Source organism: Shewanella sp. 8A (assembly GCF_023475945.1).
Classification (GTDB): Bacteria; Pseudomonadota; Gammaproteobacteria; order Enterobacterales; family Shewanellaceae; genus Shewanella; species Shewanella xiamenensis.
Genome location: NZ_JAMDJP010000019.1, coordinates 16,839 through 33,019, shown reverse-complemented (window position 1 = coordinate 33,019; position 16,181 = coordinate 16,839). Strand labels below are relative to the sequence as shown.

Annotated in this window: 12 protein-coding genes; 4 read left to right on the top strand and 8 right to left on the bottom strand. The window is 46.6% G+C overall.

The features are described 5' to 3' along the window. Positions 1–86 precede the first annotated feature (86 nt). Positions 87–749: a glutathione S-transferase family protein gene (locus M0413_RS14995; RefSeq protein ID WP_249554790.1), complete on the bottom strand. Its 663-nt coding sequence runs from the start codon at positions 747–749 to the stop codon at positions 87–89. Positions 750–1,040: 291 nt separating this feature from the next. Here M0413_RS14995 and M0413_RS14990 point away from each other — a divergent pair, with 291 nt between their 5' ends. Then, the gene (locus M0413_RS14990; protein ID WP_218678120.1) at positions 1,041–2,084 is read left to right on the top strand and encodes an HDOD domain-containing protein; all 1,044 of its coding nucleotides are present in this window, start codon (positions 1,041–1,043) and stop codon (positions 2,082–2,084) included. A gap of 62 nt (positions 2,085–2,146) precedes the next feature. Here M0413_RS14990 and glyS read toward each other — a convergent pair whose 3' ends face one another. Then, positions 2,147–4,213: a glycine--tRNA ligase subunit beta gene (gene glyS, locus M0413_RS14985; protein ID WP_249554789.1), complete on the bottom strand. Its 2,067-nt coding sequence runs from the start codon at positions 4,211–4,213 to the stop codon at positions 2,147–2,149. Positions 4,214–4,222: 9 nt separating this feature from the next. Next, positions 4,223–5,128 (bottom strand): glycine--tRNA ligase subunit alpha, encoded by a 906-nt coding sequence (gene glyQ, locus M0413_RS14980; RefSeq protein ID WP_011070431.1) that lies wholly within the window; start codon positions 5,126–5,128, stop codon positions 4,223–4,225. 118 nt (positions 5,129–5,246) lie between these two features. Between glyQ and M0413_RS14975 the strand changes: the two genes are divergently transcribed. Next, entirely contained in the window at positions 5,247–5,822 is a 576-nt protein-coding gene (locus M0413_RS14975; RefSeq protein WP_037429354.1) for a DNA-3-methyladenine glycosylase I, read from the top strand. Between the two features lie 85 nt (positions 5,823–5,907). On the opposite strand, the gene M0413_RS14970 is transcribed toward M0413_RS14975, so the two are convergent. The 5 genes from M0413_RS14970 to fadB form a co-directional block, all read right to left on the bottom strand. After that, entirely contained in the window at positions 5,908–9,096 is a 3,189-nt protein-coding gene (locus M0413_RS14970) for an amidohydrolase family protein (RefSeq protein ID WP_249554788.1), read from the bottom strand. 196 nt (positions 9,097–9,292) lie between these two features. After that, complete coding sequence (locus M0413_RS14965; RefSeq protein WP_037413487.1) at positions 9,293–9,730, bottom strand: MOSC domain-containing protein; 438 nt, start codon at positions 9,728–9,730, stop codon at positions 9,293–9,295. Positions 9,731–9,765: 35 nt separating this feature from the next. Further along, positions 9,766–10,011, bottom strand: coding sequence for a sulfurtransferase TusA (gene tusA, locus M0413_RS14960; protein ID WP_037413489.1), 246 nt, complete (start codon positions 10,009–10,011; stop codon positions 9,766–9,768). A gap of 391 nt (positions 10,012–10,402) precedes the next feature. Next, on the bottom strand, positions 10,403–11,566 hold the full coding sequence (gene fadA, locus M0413_RS14955; RefSeq protein WP_037413491.1) for an acetyl-CoA C-acyltransferase FadA: 1,164 nt from the start codon (positions 11,564–11,566) through the stop codon (positions 10,403–10,405). 22 nt (positions 11,567–11,588) lie between these two features. Next, on the bottom strand, positions 11,589–13,739 hold the full coding sequence (fadB, locus tag M0413_RS14950; RefSeq protein ID WP_249554787.1) for a fatty acid oxidation complex subunit alpha FadB: 2,151 nt from the start codon (positions 13,737–13,739) through the stop codon (positions 11,589–11,591). A 443-nt stretch (positions 13,740–14,182) separates the two neighbouring features. Here fadB and pepQ point away from each other — a divergent pair, with 443 nt between their 5' ends. After that, positions 14,183–15,502 carry a Xaa-Pro dipeptidase gene (gene pepQ, locus M0413_RS14945; protein ID WP_249554786.1) on the top strand — a complete coding sequence of 440 codons (1,320 nt, stop codon included), beginning with the start codon at positions 14,183–14,185 and terminating at the stop codon, positions 15,500–15,502. Positions 15,503–15,517: 15 nt separating this feature from the next. Further along, positions 15,518–16,132: a YigZ family protein gene (locus tag M0413_RS14940; protein WP_144346139.1), complete on the top strand. Its 615-nt coding sequence runs from the start codon at positions 15,518–15,520 to the stop codon at positions 16,130–16,132. Positions 16,133–16,181 lie beyond the last annotated feature (49 nt).

The following is a 16,181-nucleotide window of genomic DNA, read 5'->3' as shown; positions in this document are numbered from 1 at the left end:
ATCTAGACGTTTAATATCGTTTTTTACAGATATAACTGATTGATAAAAAAGGGAAAGCTTAGCTTTCCCTTTTATTTTGCAAAAAATTACCTATCAACACCCGCCTCATCGGCTTCGACAATTTCAGTCTCCGCTTTTGCGGCAGTTATCCAAGCCTGCATTTCTGGCTGGCTCACAATAAATTCCATATACGCTCGGCTCGCTTGCGAGACTTCAATCTCATAGGTAAAGAAGCGCATTACCACTGGTGCAAACATCATATCGGCGATTGACCACTCGCCAAATAACCAAGTGCCCTGATTTTTGGATGGGGTAAACTCAGTCATTTGCTGAGACCAAATGCTGTCGATCCGAGCAATATCTTGCTGAACCGCGGGGTTAAGCTCGACATATCGACGGGCACGGATATTCATAGGCAGGGCATTTCGCAGGGCATGAAAGCCTGAATGCATTTCACAGGCGAGGGAACGAGCCTTGGCTTTTTGTTTTGGCTCTTGTGGCCATGCAGCGCCTGAAAGATAACAATCATTGATATATTCACAAATCGAAAGTGAATCCCAAACGGTAATGCCACCATCGACCAGTGTTGGTACTTTTACCGTTGGCGAAATGGATTGGAGTTGCTGGTAGAAGCTATCGGTATCGAGTTGTAATAGCACTTCATCGAACTTAACGCCTGATTTCGCAGCCATTAACCAAGCTCGGAGCGACCAGCTAGAGTAGTTTTTATTGCCGATATAGAGTTTCATAAGCGCCTTCCAATTTTGAGTCGTGCTAATCACTATACATTATGTTTGTTTTTCACCGAGCGGTTAAGTTGTTGCATGCTCATTTCAGCCATTAAAATTGCTCACGCTATCAAGCTAAATTGGACTATGGTTTCACGTGAAACAATTCGACTTGGTAACCTTATCTTAAGTTTGGCAACATATACTCAAGCTGCACATAATACTGATAGTGGCTGCTCTAGCATATCAATTACAATGGACGGATAATGTAATACTGGCTCAGTAAACACAGCTTTCATAGGTTGGAATATTTTGATTAAATCCATATTCAACAAAATTTTTAATATCCGTGAACAAGCAACACTTGAGCGACCTAAAAGCTTTAGTCAGACCGATCTCAGCAAACCTATAACGACAGCGTCACCTAAAAAACTTGTAGAAGAGCAATGTGATACTTCGATGAGTATTGACTTAGCGGCGCTGTTTTATAGTTTGTTATTCCCCGCCAGAACCAAAGATGCTGGTGGCGTTGCTAATAACCTTGAACGGCGAGTAATGGCTGAAATAGAGCTCGCCTTAGCATCGCCACAAGTGATAGCAGAAAAGGTGCTTAAGCTTCCCTCTAAGGTATTGGAGTTAGACCGTAAGTTAGCTGATCCACAGTTTGATACTAAAGACTTGTTGGCGTTAATCGAGCAAGATCCCTTACTGAGTGTCGAAGTGCTTAAGTTGTGTAACTCACCGGCCTTTAAGCGTGGCGAGCGGGAAGTGACTAGCTTGCAGCAAGCTTTAGTACAACTTGGCCGTGAACAGTTACGTTGCTTTGTGACTAGCTGCCTAGTGCGTGAGATGCTAGATATTAAACCCATTTATTTTCGGCGTTTTGGCGCTGAGATTTGGCGTCATTCAATGCAGGTGGCCTTTTTAACTAGCGAGCTGAGTGAAGAAGATAGGGACACCGCATTCCTATTAGGATTACTGCATGATGTGGGTAAGCTCGCCATCTTCAAAATGTTGCTTGATGCTTTTGTGCAAGCAGAGCCTGGTGAGCAGCCAAATTCTTGGTTATTCCGACAAGTGATGACGGCCAAATCACTTACCTTAAGTGCGTTATTAGCAAGATATTGGCAGTTACCCAGTATTTTTGAAGCTGAACTGGATAAACTTGCCCACGTACATACCCGGCCGCATGAGGGGATTGCCGCAGTGGTTTGGCGCGCGAATATCATCAGTGAGATTTCGATGCTGCAGCAAGCGGGTAAATTGCCTGCAGACATGCTGAGTAACTTGTTAGCCTTAGTTGGACTCGATCAAGTTCAATTTGAGGCGTTGCATGAAAAACTCCAGCAATTTTAATAAATTGCAGCTAATAAAAAACGCGCTATCAGCGCGTTTTTTATTGGTACCTAACGTGTGACTTACTGGAGTAGAGAAATATCCGCTACATGTAAGAATTGCTCACGTAGGTTATTTAGCAGGGCTAAACGGTTGTTTTTCAGGGCTTCGTCATCGGCCATTACCATCACGTCTTCGAAGAACTGGTCAACACTTTCACGTAAGCTCGCCAGCAGCGTTAATGCCTGTTGGTAATCCGCATTAGCAAACAGTGGAGCAAGCAGAGGCTGAAGTTCAGCAAGTTTTGCAGCTAACGCTTGCTCTGCTGCTTCGGCTAACAGAGCTGAATTAATCGCAGTCGGTAGTTCGCCTTCTACTTTCGCCAGAATGTTAGATACACGCTTATTCGCCGCTGCCAGAGCGCTAGAGGCTTCTAAGCTTCTGAAGTGTGATACCGCATTGATACGGCTATCAAAGTCAGCTGGGCGAGTTGGGCGACGTGCTAATACGGCGAGGATCACATCAACATCGATACCTTTATCTTGGTACCAAGCACGGAAACGTGCCATTAAGAACTCAAGTACTTCATCGCTTGCATTCGCGTTGCTTAAGTTGGTGCCATGGAGTTCTTGAGCCTTAGCAATCAGTGTTACTAAGTCAAGTGGCAGTTTGTTCTCAACGATAATGCGTAGCACACCGATAGCGGCGCGGCGTAGGGCAAATGGGTCGGCAGCGCCCTTAGGTGCCTGACCAATACCAAAGATACCGACTAAGGTATCGAGTTTATCCGCTAAGGCTACTGCGCAAGAAACTGCAGCTGTTGGAACCGTATCGCCAGAAAACTTTGGCTTATATTGTTCTTCCATGGCCAAGGCTACGGCTTCAGTTTCACCGTCTAAGCGGGCGTAATGCATGCCCATAGTGCCTTGCGTATCGGTAAACTCCATCACCATATTGGTCATTAAGTCTGTTTTAGACAATAAACCAGCGCGCGCTGCATCAACGGCGTTAGCGCCAGTTTGCTCGGCAATAAAGGCGGCTAGGGCAGAGATACGAGTCACTTTGTCTTTTAAGGTACCGAGTTGTTGCTGGAACAACACAGTCTCAAGGCTTGGCAAACGTGATTCTAGTGTGTGCTTCTTATCTGTATTAAAGAAAAACTCAGCATCAGCCAAGCGTGGACGAACCACTTTCTCATTACCAGCAATGATTTGCGCCGGATCTTTTGATTCGATGTTCGCGACAAAGATGAAATTTGGCAGCAACTTACCAGCATCATCGAATACTGGGAAGTATTTCTGATCGCCCTTCATCGTATAAACCAAGGCTTCTGAAGGCACGTTCAAGAACTTCTCTTCAAAGCTTGCGGTTAATACGACTGGCCATTCAACTAAAGAGGTGACTTCTTCCAGCAGGTCGTCTTCTATATCGGCGGTGCCACCAATCTTAGCGGCCGCTTTTTCGGCATCGGCTTTGATTAAGGCTTTACGGCTTTCGTAGTCGGCGATGACTTTACCTTTTTCTTTCAGCAGCGTCAGGTAGTTGTCTGCATGGTCAAGCTCGAAGCCTGTACCCATAAAGCGGTGACCACGAACATTACGTGCCGATTTAATGCCGAGCAATTCACCTTCGATTAACTCACTGCCTAACAGCATGGTAGCGGTGTGAACCGGGCGAATAAATTGTGTCTTGCTGCTTCCCCAGCGCATTGGCTTAGGAATGGGTAGCTTATCCAGCGCACGTTGTGCCATAGCAGCAATTAAGCTCTTAGTTTCAACGCCTTCTACTTTGGCGTTATAAACCAGCCATTCGCCTTTGTCGGTCACCAAACGCTCAGCTTGGTCAACAGTGATACCGTTACCACGTGCCCAACCTTCTGCGGCTTTGGTTGGTTTACCTTCGGCATCAAAAGCTGAGCTGACAGCGGGGCCGCGTTTTTCAACGATTTTGTCCGCTTGAGCAAGCGCTAGTTCTGTCACATTAATGGCGAGACGACGGGGCGCAGCGTACCAAATAGCTGATTTAAAAGCTAAATCGGCTTTGGTTAATTCTTCGGTAAAGTTTGCTAAGAAAGACTCAGCCAGTTTACGCAGCGCCTTTGGCGGCAGTTCTTCAGTGCCTAACTCGATGAGTAAGTTTTCAAAATTCATGTGTTACCTCTACTTACACATTGGGAAGCCAAGCGCTTCGCGTGCCTGATAATAGGATTCAGCAACGGCTTTAGCCATTGTACGAACGCGCAGGATATAACGCTGACGTTCAGTCACTGAAATGGCGTGGCGTGCATCGAGCAGGTTGAAGGCGTGCGAGGCTTTCATCACTTGCTCATAGGCTGGCAGAGGTAATGGTTTTTCAAGCGACAATAAGTGCTGACACATTTTTTCGCATTGATCGAACAGGGCAAACATAAAGTCGACGTCTGCGTGCTCAAAGTTATAGGTCGATTGCTCAACTTCGTTTTGGTGGAACACATCGCCGTAGGTGATGCGACCCATCGGGCCATCGGTCCATACGAGGTCGTACACGCTATCCACACCTTGGATATACATGGCGAGACGCTCTAAACCGTAGGTGATCTCACCCGTGACAGGGCTACACTCTAAGCCGCCAACCTGTTGGAAGTAAGTAAACTGAGTCACTTCCATGCCATTTAACCAGACTTCCCAGCCTAAGCCCCAAGCGCCTAGTGTTGGTGATTCCCAGTTGTCTTCCACAAAACGGATATCATGGATTTGTGTATCAATACCTAGAGCTTGCAGAGAACCTAAATAGAGTTCTTGGATATTATCCGGTGACGGTTTTAACACGACTTGGAATTGGTAGTAGTGCTGCAGACGGTTTGGGTTTTCACCGTAACGGCCGTCGGTAGGGCGGCGCGATGGCTGCACATAAGCACTGCTCATTGGCTCAGGCCCTAGAGAGCGTAGGAAAGTTTGTGGGTGGAATGTACCCGCACCGACTTCCATATCTAAAGGTTGAACGATTGCACAGCCTTGCTGCGCCCAATATTCCTGTAGGGTTAGAATGAAACCCTGAAATGTTTTTACGTCGTGTTTCGTCGTCATGTCTACTTGTCTACTGCCGTCAGCTTGAATAGAAAATGGTTTCGATTATACCTTGTAGATCTCTGCTTATGTAGGTTATTTTTTACCTTCTTTGTTAAAACGTTAAGGTAGATAGGCCATGGAAGAAATCCGCTGTAATTGGGTCAGCGATGATCCCTTGTATCGTGAGTACCACGATAAAGTGTGGGGACGCCCAGTTTATGATTCGAAGGAGTTGTTTGCCAAGCTCTGTTTAGATGGCCAACAAGCCGGGTTGTCTTGGATTACTATCTTAAAGAAGCAGCAAAACTACGAACAAGCTTTTGCGGATTTTGAGCCGACAGTCATTGCCACTTTCGACGACGCTAAGGTTGAAGAGTTGATGAACAATCCAGGTATTGTGCGTAATCGCCTTAAGATCCATTCGATTATTCGTAATGCAAAAGGCTATTTAGCCTACACTGCGGATGGCAAAGATTTTGCTGAATTTCTGTGGAGCTTTGTTGGTGGTAAGCCTATGGTTAATCAGTTTACTTCCATGTCGCAGGTGCCTGTGCAAACACCTGAGTCTGAGGCAATGTCCAAGGCGTTAAAAAAACTCGGCTTTAACTTTGTTGGCCCAACGATTTGTTATGCTTTTATGCAGGCTGTGGGAATGGTGAACGATCATCTAGTTGATTGCATCGCCTATGATGCTTGCTGTGGCGGCAAATAAGTACTTATTTTATTGAGCTAAAAATCCAAAATAAAAAGGCATGTTCCACGTGGAACATGCCTTTTGTTATTTCATCTTGTTGAGATTAGATTTTCTCGAAGAAGAAAGGCTTACGCTGTTGTTTGCTGCCATTGAGTTGGTTCATCGACTCTGCATCGAACAACTTACCATTGACCATGGTATAAGTAACTTTATCTGTGACTCGAATATCCGCTAATGGATCGCCATCGATAACGATTAAGTCTGCAAGCTTACCGGTTTTAATTGAGCCAAGTTGATGCTCTAGGCCGAAGGTGGTGGCTGGGTTAATGGTCGCAGTTTTGAGTACATCCATATTGCTCATGCCGCCTTGGGCGAACATCCACATTTCCCAATGGGCGGCTAAACCCTCACGTTGACCGTGGGCGCCAATATTTGGATGAATGCCTAATTTATTAAACTCATTCGCCACTTTAGCAACGTTAAAATGATTGTAGTGACCGTCTGGTGCATGGGGGCGACGCATAGAGCGAGCCTGCAAAATATCGCTTGGCACATACATAGACAGGCGCGGATGAGCCCACACATCGGTCTTATCATACCAATAGTTTTCACCCGAAATACCGCCGTAGGCGACGACTAAGGTTGGAGTGTAACCGACCTTAGTTTGGCTCCAGAACTGTTTAATGTCGTTATAAATATTTGCCACGGGTAATGAGTGCTCTACGGTGGTATGGCCATCGGCAACCATGGTCAGGTTATGTTGCAGTAAGCTGCCACCCTCTGGCACGACCATCATTTCGAGTTCACGAGCTGCAGCGATAACCTGTTGTCTTTGATTGCGACGCGGTTGGTTGTAGCTCTTAACGCTAAAGGCACCAACTTTTTTGAGTCGCTCTAAATGGAATTTTGCATCATCGAGTGAGTCGATATGCGAGGTGTATCCGGGTGCATTTGCGCCGTAGAGAATTGTTCCAGTGGAGAAAATCCGCGGGCCAACGATATTACCAGCTTTTTGTTGCTCAGAAGCGGCAAAGATTTCAGTGGTATCGTTCGATGGATCATGGATGGTCGTCACGCCTAGGGATAATCCAGAGTAGAGTGCCCAGTTTTGTTGGGGCACGATTTCATCATCGGCCTGGGCGCCATGGGCGTGAGCGTCAAACAAACCTGGCATAATGGATTTGCCGCTTATATCGATAACTTGTGCATCCTTTGGAATTGCCGTGTTAGCGTCGCCAACAGCAACAATATGATTGTCTTTGACGATCACTACACCCTTATCGATGACTTGGTCATTTTCCATGGTGATCACTTTACCGCCGACAAAGGCGACTGTTCCACGTGGAACATCAGCTTTTTCAGTAAAGCCTAAATTGATAATGCTTGGCTTAGCTTGCACGTCCTTTTTGAGATACTGCGAATCAACATCGGCTTGGTACAGTTCTGGGCCAAGAGTCCAATAGAGTTGATTACTCTTGCTATTCCAACTGATACTTTCGCCAGCTCGCACACTTAACTGAGTGACAGGAAGATTACTGGCGTTAGGGCCGATTTCAACGGTTTCACCATGTTTAGCAAAGGGCGTCACCCAAACTTTAAAGCGCTCGGCAAAGGCGAGCTGTTTACCGTCGGGTGAGACTCTAAATTCGGTTGCATGCTTACTGCTGTAGTGAACGCGCTTATCAAACCCATCCAAGTTAATAGAGGCAAGCTGCGGTGTGTCATCTTCACCACTATTCATAAAAAATATGCGATCGGCTGAGGCTCCGAATTGTGCTTGATAGCCTTCTGCGGAGATTTTCTTATTTTGTTTGGTTTTTAAATCGACCTTGTACAGGCCTGGTTCCTGCGACCAAGTTCGAGGTGTGAGATGGCCGCCTTGGGTTTTACGATACACCACAAGTTCGCCATCGGGAGAAAAGGTGGGCTCGACGTATTTTCCTGGCTCAGTGGTAAGTTGTTTCGCTTTGCCACCTTTAGCGCTGATCACTTGTACTGTGCCTTGGTCTTGGTCATTCCAAGTTGTGAAGACAATATTTTTGCCATCACGCGACCACTGGGGATAGAGTTCTTCGATATCGTTATCTAACTCGGTTAAGCGCGACATCTTGCCATCGGGAAGTGTCTTCAACCAGATTTTACCCAATGCTTCGAAGGCGACCTTACTGCCATCCGGTGAAACTTGTGCCATTCGCAGCATTTTTACATCGAATACATCTTTATCAATATCTTGTTTAAAGCGTACTGAAGGCTGAACGTCTAATTGGATTTTTACGGAAAATGGAATATCGGTGACCGTTTTATTCGCAACGTTGAGGCGGTTAATTTTGCCCTTAGCCCAGAAGAAGATGTCTTTGTTGTCTGGAGTCCATGCCATCGTCGGGTAAACACCATGGATTGCCCAAGTCTCTTGCATATCGCGGTCTAAATCGCCGAACAGTTTAGTGGTTTCACCGGATTTCAAATCAAGCAAATATAAGGATGATTGGAAATCATCACGCTTGATGTAGGCTAGTTTGGTGCCATCAGGACTTGGGGTTGGGCGAATGGCTCCGCCAGTCCCTTCTATCAGAATTTCGATATCACCTGTTTTGGTATCGTAACGCTTGATTTTATAGATGCCGTTTACTGAGTCTTTAGAGTAATGGAAGGTTTTTCCTGGGGTGTCATCTTGGCTGAAATAGATATAGCGGCCATCGGGTGAATAGGCGGGTTCGCCTAAGTCTTTCTCATCATTTGGGCGTTTGGTGAGTTTTACACCTTCGCCACCTGCTACATGGTAGAGCCAGACTTCGCCGGCACCTAAACTACGACTGGCGGTAAAATGTTTACGACCCACTAAATATTGCGAATCAGGGCTCCACGCTGGGCTGTTGAGTAAGCGAAAGGTTTCTGATGTGACGGTGCGTGGATTGCTGCCATCGGCATCCATAATCCAAATATTGTCACCACCATCCGCATCCGAGGTAAAGGCGATGTGTTTACCATCAGGGCTATAAACGGGCTGCATTTGCCAGGCTATGCCTTGAGCTAATGGTCTTGCTTCACCTCCCGTGACTGGGATTTGATAAATATCACCGAGTAAATCGAATACTAAATGTTTGCCGTCTGGACTGACACTGATGTTCATCCAAGTGCCTTCGGTTACATCTATTGCCACTTTTTCTAGCGGGGCATTGGCTGGCGCATTGACGTCCCAACTCGTTTTTTGGGCGTCTGCTGCCTGTACAGCGTGGGAGTTAAGGCCAAGCATCAGGGCGATATAAAGCGGTGTCAGCTTAGGTTTCAACATGTTATGTCCTGTTATCGTTATTCTAGGGCTTGATTGTTATCAGGTTGGATAAATATTTGTTAATGCTACGCTAAGTTATCGCACAAATACCCTGTAAGGAAAACGGAAATACTGTTTCAATTAATGACCGAGGGGCAGCAGCTGAGGTGGAGAAACTGTGGGAGAGTAATGCAGCTTACTCTCCAGGAAGTGATGATTAGTTTAATGTGACGGGATCGCCGATGTGGATCATGGCATCATTGATGACACGGCAAGTGACACCGCCTCGCCAATCAGGTGTAAGTGCTGACTCTAAGCCGGCATGAGCTTGGTCCATCTTTTTACAGGGATCAGTTTCTCCTGTGACTTCGAGGCAGAGATCCCCAATCAGTAACTGCTTACCCACATCGGCAGGACTAAAAGTTAATCCATCGACTAAAAGATTGGCGCGGCGAGTCGTCCAAGGTAAATTTGCACCTATACTTTGACACGCTATTTGCCATTGCTGGAGCGAGAGTACTGTGACTTGCCTTTTGCCTGGGCGACCAAATACATCTTTTTCAATACCGCTGTGCTGGGTGACATTCGCGCACAGCACCTCATTCATTGGTCCGCGTTTAATCGTTTTATAGGCGATAGCAACTAGTTTCGGCATGTTTGATGTCCTTATCCTAATGTCGATGTTGGGACTTAGAGTCCCTTTTTAATCAAATATTGATAGGGTGTTTGATTGGTTTCACTGGCGATCAGTGTGTGATCCATAAACTCACAAAAACTGGGAATATCACGGGTAGTAGCAGGATCATCCGCGATGATAAGCAGTGTTTCTCCTTGAGCCATTTGTCTTACCGTTTTACGCACCATCATTACAGGTTCTGGGCAGCGCAAACCAAGAGCATCCAGTTTGTGTTGTGCGGTTGTGAAAACGTCGTTCATATGACCTCGACTGAACGGTTAAACAGAATTGGCTAATGTTACTCCAGTGGTTTGGATAAACCAAGTTGGCGGCCTGATTTTGTGATGCAACGGGTAATTGGTTTTATTCCGTTTTATTCGAGAGTCAGGATTAGTGAGATGTTTCACGTGGAACAATGTTATTTCGTGGTCTCTAATCTTTCTCAAATGCTTGAGAATGGGATGGATCTCTTCATCATAAAAAATACGGGACTTTTATAGCTGCTATAAAATCGAGATAATCTAACTTTAAGCGTTTTTGGCTTAGCAACTTTATCATCGACGTTTTAGCGTGGCATTATTTCACAATGATTTTAAAGCTGCATAAAAAAGCCGGAACTGAGTCCGGCTTTGAAGGAAGAATCGTTAAGGATTAAACGCGTTCGAAAACGGTTGCAATACCTTGGCCTAAACCGATACACATAGTGGCTAAACCTAAGGTTGCATCTTTGTGTTCCATCAGGTTGATCAGCGTCGTTGAAATACGCGCACCAGAGCAACCCAGTGGATGGCCAAGCGCGATAGCACCACCATTGAGGTTAATTTTCTCATCGACCACATCCAACAGGCCTAAATCTTTAACGCAGGGTAAAGATTGTGCGGCAAAGGCTTCGTTTAGTTCAATAACATCTAAATCAGCAACGGTAATGCCTGCGCGAGCCAGTGCTTTTTGCGTGGCTGGCACTGGGCCGTAACCCATAATAGCTGCGTCACAACCTGCAACCGCCATAGAGCGAATGCGAGCACGGATTGGTAGACCCAAAGCGCGCGCTTTAGATTCTTCCATAATTAACATCGCTGAAGCACCGTCGGATAAGGCTGATGAGGTACCCGCAGTCACAGTACCGTTTGCAGGGTCGAATACTGGGCGCAGTGCTGCTAACGATTCCATGGTCGTTTCTGGGCGAATCACTTCGTCGTGCAGTACTTTAATCAGTGCACCGTTAGCATCATGGCCTTCGATGCCATAGATTTCCTTGGCAAAACGGCCTTCAACTGTGGCTGCGTAAGCGCGTTGGTGTGAACGAACAGCAAAGGCATCCTGCTGCTCACGGGTGATGCCGTGGAGCTTGCCGAGCATTTCTGCGGTTAAGCCCATCATGCCGGAGGCTTTAGCGACGTTATTGGCTAAACCAGGGTGGAAGTCCACACCATGGTTCATCGGCACATGGCCCATATGCTCAACACCACCGATGATAAAGGTGTCGCCCATGCCGGTCATAATGGCACGTGCCGCTTGGTGGATGGCTTCCATTGAAGAACCACATAGGCGGTTTACTGTCACGGCGCCAGCCGTTTTCGGGATACCTGCCAGCAATGATGCGTTACGGGCAATGTTGAAGCCTTGCTCTAGGGTTTGCTGCACGCAGCCCCAAATAACGTCTTCAATAGTATTGGGATCTAATTGCGGGTTACGCAGTAATAGACCTTTCATTAATTCGGCAGAGAGTGTTTCTGCACGTACATTACGGAACACCCCAGCCTTAGAACGGCCCATAGGAGTACGAATGCAATCTACGATAACAGCTTGTTTCATAATTAAATTCCTTTCCCGCTAATTAGGCTTGGTAGTAGCTACCGTTGTTGGCTGCAAGGGCGCGCATGGCGTCGGTGACTTGATACAAACCACCTAAGTGAGCGTATTTGTCTGCTAAAGCCACAAAGTTCGCTACGCCCATAGTATCTAAGTAACGGAACACACCACCACGGAATGGTGGGAAGCCTAAACCGTAGACTAAGCCCATATCTGCTTCGGCAGGTGATGCCACAATGCCTTCTTCTAAACAGCGAACGGTTTCGATAATCATTGGGATCATAGTGCGTGCGATGATTTCATCCGCATCGAATGCTTTTTGTTCACCAAAGGCGGCCTTCAGCAGCTCGTAGCTGGTTGGGTCGACGTCTTTCTTTGGCTTACCGCGGCTATCCACAGAGTAAGCGTAGAAGCCTTTGCCATTCTTCTGACCGAGACGTTTGTTTTCGAACATCACGTCAATCGCGTCATTGCCGGATTTGCCCATACGATCGGGGAAGCCTTCGGCCATTACTGCTTGGGCGTGGTGGCCTGTGTCTAAACCGACAACGTCTAGCAGATAAGCAGGGCCCATTGGCCAGCCGAATTGTTTTTCCATCACTTTGTCGATAGCGGCAAAGTCGCCACCTTCGGCGAGCAGGCCGTTAAAGCCAGCAAAGTAAGGGAAGAGAACGCGGTTAACGAAGAAGCCCGGGCAATCGTTAACAACGATTGGGGTTTTACCCATTTTGCTGGCGTAGGCGACAACTGATGCGATGGTTTCTTCTGAGCTGTGCTCGCCACGGATAACTTCAACTAATGGCATTTTGTGCACTGGGTTGAAGAAGTGCATACCACAGAAGCGCTCTGGCTTCTTCATGCTCTTCGCTAGCAAGTTGATTGAAATAGTTGACGTGTTAGAGGCGATAATCGCATCTTCACTGACGTATTGTTCAACTTCAGCCAGTACTTGCGCCTTCACTTTTGGATGCTCAACTACAGCTTCGACAACTACGTCAGCATGTTTCACTGGGGCATAGTCTAATGCTGGGGTGATGTTGTTCAGCACTTTAGCCATTTTTTCTGGGGTAGAGCGGCCACGGGCAACTTGCGCAGATAACAGTTTCGCGGCTTCGCCTAAACCTAAATCTAATGCAGGTTGAGCGATATCCTTCATCACGATTGGCGTGCCTTTGCTGGCGCTTTGGTAAGCGATACCGCCACCCATAATGCCTGCACCTAATACGGCTGCGCTTTTCACATCTTTAGCGAGTTTGCCCGCTTTCTTAGCTTTGCCTTTAACGAATTGATCATTAAGGAAGATACCGATAAGCGCTTTGGCTACATCGGTTTTCGCTAACTTGATGAAAGCTTGGTGTTCAATTTGTAGTGCTTCGGTGCGGTCTTTGGTTGATGCTTGTTCAACTACGTTTACCGCTGCCATTGGTGCTGGGTAATGTTTGCCTGCGACAGAGAAAACCATGCCTTTAGCGGTCGTGAAAGACATCATGGCTTCGAGTTTAGGTAAGGTCAGTGGTGACATCTTGCGTTGGCGACGCGCTTGCCAATCAAGCTTTTCTGCTACTGCATCTTTTAGCATTTGAATCGCCGCAGCTTCCAAGGCTTCTGGAGCGACAACGGCATCAACCGCACCGACTTTTAATGCATCTTCGCCGCTTTGGTCTTTACCCGTGGTGATCCACTCAAGGGCGTTGTCAGCACCAATCACACGTGGTAAACGCACTGTGCCACCAAAGCCAGGGATGATGCCTAGCTTGGTTTCGGGTAGACCGATTTTGGCTGTGGTGTCAGCAATACGGAAATCCGTTGCCAGAATGGTTTCACAACCGCCGCCTAGGGCAAAACCTTTAATCGCTGAAGCGGTTGGGAAAGGTAAATCTTCAAGTTTATTGAATACGGCATTGGCCTGTTCAACCCAAGAGAGCAGTACTGAATCATCTTGTGCGAATAAGCCTAAAAATTCAGTAATGTCGGCACCCACGATAAAGGTATCTTTACCTGAGGTCAGCACTAATGCCTGAATGTTTGTTTGTTGTTTAATGCTGTCTAATGCGGCATCGAGTGAGGCGAGTGTTTCTCTGTCGAATTTGTTCACCGAACCGGGTGCGTTAAAGCACAGCTTGGCAATATTATCCTCGAGTAACTCAACCTGAATTGTAGGACTTTGGTAGATCATTGCTTGCTTCCTTTTGGCTTAAAAGTGATACCCACCATTATTTTTTGGTGTTAGTACGACTCTCTATCTCACAGCAGCTTCGGCCATCATTTGACCAGTTGTGTGCCAGTGTGCTTCGAAATTCGATAAATTACAACACCCAATTTAAACGACTGTTTAATTTCTTGTCGGCTAGAGTGAATTTTCAGCTTTGTGATACACTGCACAAAGTGTAGAAGTGCCAGATTACGCGAAAGAGTACGTAGTGGGAATTTGTACTTTAGCGGTATTACTCGCTGGCTAGTTGGGTAATTTTATTTTTAGAATTAAAAGCATAGGCTTAAATCGAGAATTTGCTACCCCGTGCGAAATGAGGGCGTAAGTAGAGGAAAACACTGAGCCTATATGGCTTAGTCAGATTTGCGGTTTTTTTATTAACTATCGTTCATTACAGGATATGAAACATGGATCACTTGGCTCATCACTATCATGCCCACATCACCGAGCTTAATCGTCGAGTTGCTGAAATTGTATCGCGTGAAGCATTATCAGGTTTAGTGATCCACTCGGGTCAGCCACATCGAATGTTTTTGGACGACATTAATTATCCTTTTAAAGCCAATCCCCATTTCAAGGCTTGGTTACCTGTGTTGGATAACCCTAACTGTTGGTTAGTGGTGAATGGTCGCGATAAGCCGCAATTGATTTTTTATCGCCCAGTGGATTTTTGGCATAAGGTGTCTGACGTGCCGGAGATGTTCTGGACCGAGCATTTTGAGATCAAATTACTCACTAAGGCCGATAAGGTTGCCGAACTATTGCCTGCCGATATCGCTAACTGGGCTTATTTGGGTGAGCATTTAGATGTGGCTGAGGTGCTGGGTTTCACCAGTCGCAATCCTGACTCTGTGATGAGCTATCTGCATTTTCACCGTACCACTAAAACCGAATATGAACTCGAATGTATGCGCCGAGCGAACCAGATCGCGGTGCAAGGGCATTTAGCGGCTAAAAATGCCTTCTATAACGGTGCCAGCGAGTTTGAAATTCAGCAGCAGTATTTATCTGCCGTGGGACAGGGCGAGAACGAAGTGCCCTACGGTAATATCATTGCCTTAAACCAAAATGCGGCGATTTTGCATTACACCGCACTCGAGCACCAAAATCCGGCGCGACGTTTATCTTTTTTAATTGATGCGGGTGCTAGTTATTTTGGCTATGCGTCGGATATCACTCGTACCTATGCGTTTGAGAAGAATCGTTTCGACGAATTAATTACTGCCATGAACAAGGCGCAGCTCGAACTGATTGATATGATGCGTCCGGGTGTGCGTTATCCCGATTTACACTTGGCGACCCATGGCAAAGTCGCACAAATGCTGCTGGATTTTGAGTTAGCCACGGGCGATGCCCAAGGCTTAGTCGACCAAGGCATTACCAGTGCCTTCTTCCCCCATGGACTCGGTCATATGCTAGGCTTGCAAGTGCATGATGTGGGAGGTTTTGCCTTCGATGAACGTGGCACTCATATTCCGGCGCCTGAAGCCCATCCATTCCTGCGTTGCACCCGTATTTTGGCGCCAAACCAAGTGCTTACGATGGAGCCAGGATTATACATTATCGACACTTTACTCAATGAGCTAAAACAAGATAGCCGTGGTCAGCAGATCAATTGGCGCACCGTTGATGAGCTGCGACCTTTTGGCGGTATTCGTATCGAGGATAATGTGATTGTGCATCAGGATCGAAACGAAAATATGACCCGCGAACTGGGCTTAGCGTGATTTTAGGGAGAGCGAGTGCTCGAAAGTTATCTGATACCGAGTGAAAATGTGCAGATAGAAGAAGAGATAAAGCATAGCCGCTTTATCTCTTTTCTATTTCATTGCACGAGTTTAGAGCAGTTGAAGTTAGTACTTACTGACATAAAGCGAGATTATCCCGGCGCTAGCCATTACTGCTATGCCTTTATTGCTGGAGCGCCTAACGACAGCATTGCCATCGGTTCGAGTGACGATGGTGAGCCAGCGGGCAGCGCTGGTCGTCCAATGCTCGCAGTATTACAAGGCGCGAATCTCGGTGAAGTCGGTGCCGTGGTGGTGCGTTTCTATGGCGGTACTAAGTTAGGTGTGGGCGGTTTAGTGCGTGCCTATACTTCGGGATTACGCCAAGGTTTAGGGCAATTGCCGACGCGATTGAAGCAATTACGTTATCCTGCAAAACTGTATTGTGATTACACCCAATTAAGGGATGTCGAACATTTATTACAACAGTTAGAAGCGGTGATCATCGATAAGCAATTTGCCGAAGCCGTTGATATCCACTTTGAAATTGGCAAACAACAACAGGGTATATTGAATGAATCGCTGGCAACGTTGAGTCAGGGCAGCCTGCGCGCAGAGTTTGAGCTGTGATGCTTGCGTAAATTATGCCAAAATATGCAAAATGCTGAAAATACCTTTG

Bases quoted from the DNA above. Each gene is read 5' to 3' on its own strand.
- M0413_RS14995 (WP_249554790.1), bottom strand. From the start codon at position 749: ATGAAACTCTATATCGGCAATAAAAACTACTCTAGCTGGTCGCTCCGA.
- glyS (WP_249554789.1), bottom strand. From the start codon at position 4,213: ATGAATTTTGAAAACTTACTCATCGAGTTAGGCACTGAAGAACTGCCG.
- glyQ (WP_011070431.1), bottom strand. From the start codon at position 5,128: ATGACGACGAAACACGACGTAAAAACATTTCAGGGTTTCATTCTAACC.
- M0413_RS14975 (WP_037429354.1), top strand. From the start codon at position 5,247: ATGGAAGAAATCCGCTGTAATTGGGTCAGCGATGATCCCTTGTATCGT.
- M0413_RS14970 (WP_249554788.1), bottom strand. From the start codon at position 9,096: ATGTTGAAACCTAAGCTGACACCGCTTTATATCGCCCTGATGCTTGGC.
- M0413_RS14965 (WP_037413487.1), bottom strand. From the start codon at position 9,730: ATGCCGAAACTAGTTGCTATCGCCTATAAAACGATTAAACGCGGACCA.
- tusA (WP_037413489.1), bottom strand. From the start codon at position 10,011: ATGAACGACGTTTTCACAACCGCACAACACAAACTGGATGCTCTTGGT.
- fadA (WP_037413491.1), bottom strand. From the start codon at position 11,566: ATGAAACAAGCTGTTATCGTAGATTGCATTCGTACTCCTATGGGCCGT.
- fadB (WP_249554787.1), bottom strand. From the start codon at position 13,739: ATGATCTACCAAAGTCCTACAATTCAGGTTGAGTTACTCGAGGATAAT.
- pepQ (WP_249554786.1), top strand. From the start codon at position 14,183: ATGGATCACTTGGCTCATCACTATCATGCCCACATCACCGAGCTTAAT.